Here is a 6,923-nt window from a genome sequence, read left to right on the forward strand (position 1 = left end):
GGCCGGGGATGAAAGCGGAAGGCATCCAGGCTGCCGCCTGGCTCCTCATCGCGCTGCCGCTGGCCGGCGCGGCGGTCCTGCTGCTCGGCGGGCGCCGCACCGACAGGTGGGGGCATCTGCTCGGCGTCGCCATGTCGCTGGCGTCCTTCGTCGTGGGCGCGGCGATGTTCGTCCAGATGCTCGGCTACGACCCGGAGGAGCGGCGCCGCACGCTGCACCTGTGGGAGTTCTTCGACGTCGGGTCGTTCAAGGTCGACATGGGGCTGCTGGTGGACCCGCTGTCCATCAGCTTCGTGCTGCTGATCACCGGGGTGGGTTCGCTCATCCACATCTACTCCATCGGCTACATGGAGCACGACCCCGACCGGCGGCGCTTCTTCGCCTACCTGAACCTGTTCGTGGCGGCGATGCTGCTGCTGGTGCTGGGCGACAACTACGTGGCCATGTTCATCGGCTGGGAGGGCGTGGGCCTGGCGTCCTACCTGCTGATCGGGTTCTGGCAGCACAAGCCCAGCGCGGCCACCGCGGCCAAGAAGGCGTTCGTGGTGAACCGGGTCGGCGACTTCGGCTTCATCACCGCGATCATGCTGATGTTCGCCACGTTCGGCACGGTCGGCTTCGAGCAGGTCCTCGGTGAGGGCGCCGAGCACGTGGGCGCGGCGTCCCAGCTGAGCACCGGCACGGCCACCGCGATCGGGCTGCTGCTCCTGCTCGGCGCGTGCGGCAAGTCGGCGCAGCTGCCGCTGCAGTCCTGGCTGCTGGACGCGATGGAGGGCCCGACCCCGGTGTCGGCGCTGATCCACGCGGCCACGATGGTGACCGCGGGCGTGTACCTGATCGTCCGGTCCGCGCCGATCTACGAGATGGCGCCGGACGCGCAGCTGGCCGTGACGGTCGTCGGCGCGGTCACCCTGCTGGCCGGTGCGATCATCGGGTGCGGCAAGGACGACATCAAGAAGGCCCTGGCCGGCTCGACCATGTCGCAGATCGGCTACATGATGCTGGCCGCCGGGCTGGGCCCGGCCGGATACGCCTTCGCCATCGCGCACCTCATCGCGCACGGCTTCTTCAAGGCCGGGCTGTTCCTGGGCGCCGGGTCGGTCATGCACGCCATGAAGGACGACGTGAACATGCGCCGGTACGGGGCGCTGCGCGCGGTCATGGTGATCACCTGGGCCACGTTCGGCCTGGGCTACCTGGCGATCATCGGGTTCCCGCTGCTGTCGGGGTGGTTCACCAAGGACGCCATCATCGAGGCCGCCTTCCACAAGGGCGGCACGTCCGGTGCGATCCTCGGCACCTGCGCGCTGGTCGGCGCGGGCGTCACCGCCTACTACATGTCACGGGTCATGTTCATGACCTTCTACGGCGAGCAGCGCTGGGACGAGGGGGTGCACCCGCACGAGTCGCCCAAGGTGATGACCGTGCCGCTGATGCTGCTGGCGGTCGGGTCGCTGTTCGCGGGCGGCTTCCTCATCCTCGGCGGGTTCGCCGACTTCCTCGGCCCGGTGGTCGGGCACCCGCACGAGAGCGAGTTCCACTGGATCACCGCGCCGGGCATCGCCACGCTGGTGCTGATGGTCGTCGGCGTCGCGATCGCGTGGCGGCAGTACGGGGCCCGCCCGGTGCCGCGCAGCGCGCCCGCCGGGTCGTTCCTCACCGTCGCGGCCCGCAAGGACCTGTACGGCGACGCCATCAACGAGTCGCTGCTCATGCGTCCCGGCCAGTGGCTGACCCGGCTGGCGGTCTGGTTCGACAACCGCGGGGTGGACGGCGTGGTCAACGGGCTGGCCGCGGGCATCGGCGGCAGCTCGGGCCGGCTGCGGCGGATACAGACCGGGTTCGTCCGCTCCTATGCCCTGTCCATGCTCTTCGGTGCGGCCATCGTCGTGGCGGCGCTGCTGGTGGTGAACGTCTGATGGAAGACTTTCCCTGGCTGTCCGTCCTGATCGCGCTGCCCGCGGTGGGTGCGCTGGCCGTCGGCCTGCTGCCGCGGGCGCGCGAGGAGCTGGCCAAGCAGGCCGCTCTGGGCGTCTCGGTGCTGGTCGCGCTGGTCGCGCTGGCGATGGCGACCCGGTTCGACACCGGCGGGCCGCGCTTCCAGTTCGAGGAGACCTACTGGTGGATCCGCGCGTTCGGGGTGCACTGGGCGCTCGGCGTGGACGGCGTCGCGCTGACGCTGATCGGCCTGTCGGTGATCCTCGTCCCGCTGGTGATCCTGGCGTCCTGGCGCGCCGAGGACCGCTCCGGCGGCGTGGACGTGCCGCCGCGCCGGTCGGTGAAGACGTACTTCGCGCTGCTGCTGGCCATGGAAGCGATGATGATCGGCGTCTTCGCGGCGACCGACGTCTTCCTCTTCTACGTCTTCTTCGAGGCCATGCTCGTCCCGGTGTACTTCCTCATCGGGTACTACGGCGGGGCGCAGCGCTCGTACGCGGCCGTCAAGTTCCTGCTGTACTCGCTGTTCGGCGGGCTGCTGATGCTGGTGGCCGTCATCTGGCTGTACCCGCTGTCGAACCGCCCGGTGAGCGAGGGCGGGCTCGGGCACGGCACGTTCCTGTTCAGCGAGCTGACCGAGCTGCGGATCGACCCGACCACGGCCAAGTGGCTGTTCCTCGGCTTCTTCGTCGCGTTCGCGATCAAGGCGCCGATGGTGCCGGTGCACACCTGGCTGCCGGACGCCGCGGCGCAGTCCCCGGCCGGGGCGCTGGTGCTGATCGTCGGCGTGCTGGACAAGGTCGGCACCTACGGCATGCTGCGGTTCTGCCTGGAGCTGTTCCCCGGCGCCGCCAAGTGGGCCACCCCGGTGGTGATCACGCTGGCGGTGATCAGCGTGATCTACGGCGCGGTGCTGGCGATCGGGCAGGTGGACCTCAAGCGGCTGGTGGCCTACACGTCGGTGTCGCACTTCGGGTTCATCGTGCTGGGCGTGTTCGCGATGACCTCGCAGGGCCAGTCCGGCGCCGCCCTCTACATGATCAACCACGGGTTCGCCACCGGGGCGCTGTTCCTGGTGGTCGGCTTCATGATCACGCGGCGGCGGTCGGCGCGGATCGACGCGTTCGGCGGCGTGCAGAAGGTGGCGCCGCTGCTGGCGGGCAGCTTCCTGGTCGCTGGCCTGGCCGGGCTGTCGCTGCCCGGTCTGGCGCCGTTCGTGTCGGAGTTCCTCGTGCTCACCGGCACGTTCACCCGCTACCGGGTGGCCGCGGTGCTGGCCGCCACCGGCATCATCCTGGCCGCCATCTACATCCTGTGGATGTACCAGCGCACCATGGGCGGCCCGGCCAAGGAGGCCGTCGGCGGCATGAAGGACCTGTCGCTGCGCGAACGGCTCGCCATCGGCCCGATCATCGCGGTCATCGTGGCGATGGGCTTCTTCCCGCAGCCGGTCCTCAATGTGATCAACCCTTCGGTGCAGCACACGCTGGCCCGGGTCGAAAAAGCCGACCCGGCGCCCCAGATCGTCGCTGAGAACGGAGCGCGTCCGTGAGCACCTCGACTTCGGTGAGCGTCGTGCTGGCGCAGAGCGAGATCCCCGCGCCGCACATCGAGTACGGGCAGATCGCGCCGATCCTGGTGATGTTCGGCGCGGCCGTGCTCGGCGTGCTGGTGGAGGCGTTCGTCGGCCGCGCCCTGCGCTACCCGGTGCAGCTGGCGGTGGCGTTCGTCGGCCTGGTCGCGGCGCTGCTCGGCACGATCAAGCTCGCCTTCGACAAGCCGTTCCACGTCGCCGCCGAGGGCGCGCTGGGCGTGGACGGGCCGACGCTGTTCGTGCAGGGCACCGTGCTGGTGCTGGCGCTGGTCAGCCTGCTGCTGATCGCCGAGCGGCGGCAGGGCCACTTCGCCGCGCAGGCCGCGGCGCTGCCCGGCACGGAGGCCGAGCAGGCCACCGCGGCGGCGGGACGCACCCAGACCGAGGTGTTCCCGCTGATGATGTTCGCGGTCGCCGGCATGATCACCTTCCCGGCCGCCAACGACCTGCTGACCATGTTCGTGGCGCTGGAGATCCTGTCGCTGCCGCTGTACCTGCTGTGCGGGCTGGCGCGGCGCCGCCGGCTGCTGTCGCAGGAGGCCGCGGTCAAGTACTTCCTGCTCGGCGCGTTCTCCTCGGCGTTCTTCCTGTACGGGGTGGCGCTGCTGTACGGCTACGCCGGGTCGGTGCGGCTGTCGGCCATCGCCGACCAGCTGAGCCGCAACGCCGGCCAGGAGACGCTGCTGCTGGCCGGGACCGCGCTGCTGTCGGTGGGCCTGCTGTTCAAGCTGGGCGCGGTGCCGTTCCACATGTGGAAGCCGGACGTGTACCAGGGCGCCCCGACCCCGGTCACCGCGCTCATGGCGTCCTGCACCACGGTGTCGGCGTTCGGCGCCATCCTGCGGGTGTACTACGTCGCGTTCGAGAACCTGCGCTGGGACTGGCGGCCCGCGATGTGGGGTGTGGCGATTCTCACGATGGTCGTCGGCGCGGTCATCGCGATCACCCAGACCGACGTCAAGCGGATGCTGGCCTACTCCTCGATCGCGCACGCGGGCTTCCTGCTCACGGGCGTGGTCGCCACGTCCCGCGACGGCCTGTCCGGCTCGCTGTTCTACCTGGCCGCCTACGGCTTCACCGTGATCGGCGCGTTCGCGGTGATCTCGATGGTGCGGGACGCGGGCGGCGAGGCCGCGCACCTGTCGCGCTGGGCCGGGCTCGGGCGGCGCTCCCCGGTGGTGGCCGGGACGTTCGCCTTCTTCCTGCTGGCGATGGCCGGTATCCCGCTGACCAGCGGGTTCACCGGCAAGTTCGCGGTGTTCAGCGCGGCCGTGCAGGGCGGGGCCACCCCGCTGGTCGTGGTCGGCGTCGTCGCCTCGGCGATCGCGGCGTTCTTCTACGTCCGGGTGATCGTGGTGATGTTCTTCTCCGAGCCGGAGGCCGACGGGCCGTGGGTGGTCGCCGGACCGGCCACCGCGACGGCCGTCGCGCTCGGTCTGACGGCTACTGTTGTACTCGGCGTGCTGCCCCAGCCCGTGCTGGACCTCGCGGGGCACGCCGCGTCGCAGATGTTCGTCCGGTAGACCGGGGGTCCTGGTGAGTAGTGCCGTTGCGTTCGACCTGACAGTGGACGATGGTCTCGCGGCGGACATTCGGGAACGGCTCGCCGCGGTCGAGGACCTGCTCCGCGAGTCGGTGCGCAGCGACGTGCCGCTGCTCGCGGAGGCGTCCCGGCACCTGCTGGAGGCGGGCGGCAAGCGGTTCCGCCCGACGCTGGTGCTGCTCGCCTCGCACTTCGGGGACCCCACCGCGGCCGGGGTCGTCCCGGCCGCGGTGGTGGTCGAGCTGACCCATCTGGCCACGCTGTACCACGACGACGTGATGGACGAGGCGACGGTGCGCCGCGGCGACCAGTCGGCCAACGCCCGGTGGACCAACACCGTCGCCATCCTCACCGGCGACTACCTGTTCGCCCGCGCCTCCGACCTGCTGGCCGACCTCGGGCCGGAGGCGGTGCGCATCCAGGCGCGCTCGTTCGCCCGGCTGGTGCGCGGCCAGATCCAGGAGACCGTCGGCCCGGCCGAGGACGCCGACCCGCTCAAGCACTACCTGCAGGTGCTGGCCGACAAGACCGCGTCGCTGATCGCCACGTCCGGCCAGCTCGGCGCCCTGCTGGCCGGGGCGCCGTCGCATGTCGTCGACACCATCACCTCGGCGTGCGAGAAGATCGGCGTCGCGTTCCAGCTGTCGGACGACATCCTGGACGTCGCCTCGGAGACCGAGCAGTCCGGCAAGACGCCCGGCACGGACCTGCGGGAGGGCATCCGCACCCTGCCGATCCACCACGTCCAGGCCGGCATCGGCTCGGGCCCCGACGACGCCCGGCTGCGCGAGCTGCTGACCCTCGACCTGACCGACGACGCGCTGCACCGCGAGGCCCTCACGCTGCTGCGCGCCCACCCGGCGATGGACCGGGCCCGCGCCGATCTGCGCGCCTGGGCCGAGGACGCCCGCGCCGAGCTGCTGACCCTGCCCGACATCCCGGCCCGCGCCGCACTGACGGGCCTGTGCGACTACGTGGTGTCCCGTACGGGCTGACGGCCGCTTCAGGCAGCTTCGTCCGCGCCGAGCCTTGTGCTCGGCGCGGACGTCCTTTCCGGGCCGAGTCTCTTGGCCGACACGGTGCCGGAGTGCGGCTGCCGGTGTGTGCGCCGGCCGCAGGGCCGTCGTCGCGCCTGCGCTACCAGACGTCGCCGTCGCGCCAGTCGCAGGTGAGCGCACCGGACACGTCCACCGGCGCGGTCAGGGGGAGCACGAAGACGCCGTCGTCGTCCTCCTCGGTCCGTACGACGCCCTGGGGGGTGAGCGCGTAGGTCGGCCCCTGCCACTGCGTCCAGCCGAGCGCCGAGTAGAACTCGCCGGCCTCGTCGGCGGCGGACAGGGCGCCCAGTTCGTACGCTCCTTTGAGCACGCGTTCGATGGCCGCCATGAGGGCGGCGCCGTGGCCCTCGCGCCGCCGGTCGCCGCGGACCCCGACGGCCTCGACGTGGCCGGTGCGCAGTGCGCGGCCGCCGTGCAGCATGCGCCGCTGGACCACCGACGCATGCCCGATCAGTTCGGCGCCGTCCCAGGCCAGCGCGTGCACGCCGCCGAGCGCGTGCTCCCAGTCCGCGTCGGACAGGTCGCCCTCGAAGACGTCGTCCAGCAGCGCCCGGGCCGATGCGAGCGTCGCGTCGTCCAGCTCCGCGGTGTGGGCCGTGCGGATCTCCACCTCACCCATGCGGTCATTCTGCTCGCCGGGTGCGGAGCGGGCATTCGGTTCTCGGCACGGTGCGATGCGGGTCCGCGGTCGTGCCCGAGCGGTCAGACCATCCCGGCGGGGGTGACCTCCCCGACCCCGCGGACTTTCATGGCGTGCATGACGAGGTTGATCAACACGTTCTTGCAGGAG

Annotated in this window: 5 protein-coding genes; 4 read left to right on the forward strand and 1 reads right to left on the reverse strand. The window is 71.2% G+C overall.

Annotation, left to right across the window (positions count from 1 at the left end; all coding sequences use genetic code 11):
* The first annotated feature begins 8 nt into the window (after nucleotides 1–8).
* The 4 genes from nuoL to ABD879_RS23095 are packed head-to-tail and all read left to right on the forward strand — an operon-like array spanning nucleotide 9 to nucleotide 6,070.
* The gene (gene nuoL, locus ABD879_RS23080) at nucleotides 9–1,919 is read left to right on the forward strand and encodes an NADH-quinone oxidoreductase subunit L (RefSeq protein ID WP_345023647.1); all 1,911 of its coding nucleotides are present in this window, start codon (nucleotides 9–11) and stop codon (nucleotides 1,917–1,919) included.
* Nucleotides 1,919–3,490: an NADH-quinone oxidoreductase subunit M gene (locus ABD879_RS23085; RefSeq protein WP_345023648.1), complete on the forward strand. Its 1,572-nt coding sequence runs from the start codon at nucleotides 1,919–1,921 to the stop codon at nucleotides 3,488–3,490. Before nuoL ends, ABD879_RS23085 begins: the two co-directional genes overlap by 1 nt.
* On the forward strand, nucleotides 3,487–5,055 hold the full coding sequence (nuoN, locus tag ABD879_RS23090) for an NADH-quinone oxidoreductase subunit NuoN (protein WP_345023649.1): 1,569 nt from the start codon (nucleotides 3,487–3,489) through the stop codon (nucleotides 5,053–5,055). The genes ABD879_RS23085 and nuoN overlap by 4 nt, the downstream gene beginning before the upstream one ends.
* A gap of 13 nt (nucleotides 5,056–5,068) precedes the next feature.
* Nucleotides 5,069–6,070, forward strand: coding sequence for a polyprenyl synthetase family protein (locus ABD879_RS23095; RefSeq protein ID WP_345023650.1), 1,002 nt, complete (start codon nucleotides 5,069–5,071; stop codon nucleotides 6,068–6,070).
* Nucleotides 6,071–6,212: 142 nt separating this feature from the next.
* On the opposite strand, the gene ABD879_RS23100 is transcribed toward ABD879_RS23095, so the two are convergent.
* Nucleotides 6,213–6,752 carry a GNAT family N-acetyltransferase gene (locus ABD879_RS23100; protein ID WP_345023651.1) on the reverse strand — a complete coding sequence of 180 codons (540 nt, stop codon included), beginning with the start codon at nucleotides 6,750–6,752 and terminating at the stop codon, nucleotides 6,213–6,215.
* Between the last annotated feature and the right edge of the window lie 171 nt (nucleotides 6,753–6,923).

This window comes from Actinomadura keratinilytica (assembly GCF_039539665.1).
GTDB classification, from domain to species: Bacteria; Actinomycetota; Actinomycetes; order Streptosporangiales; family Streptosporangiaceae; genus Spirillospora; species Spirillospora keratinilytica.

What these genes read in the sequence shown, in the direction of transcription:
- nuoL (WP_345023647.1), top strand. Translation starts at nt 9, where the DNA reads ATGAAAGCGGAAGGCATCCAGGCTGCCGCCTGGCTCCTCATCGCGCTG.
- ABD879_RS23100 (WP_345023651.1), bottom strand. Translation starts at nt 6,752, where the DNA reads ATGGGTGAGGTGGAGATCCGCACGGCCCACACCGCGGAGCTGGACGAC.
- ABD879_RS23085 (WP_345023648.1), top strand. Translation starts at nt 1,919, where the DNA reads ATGGAAGACTTTCCCTGGCTGTCCGTCCTGATCGCGCTGCCCGCGGTG.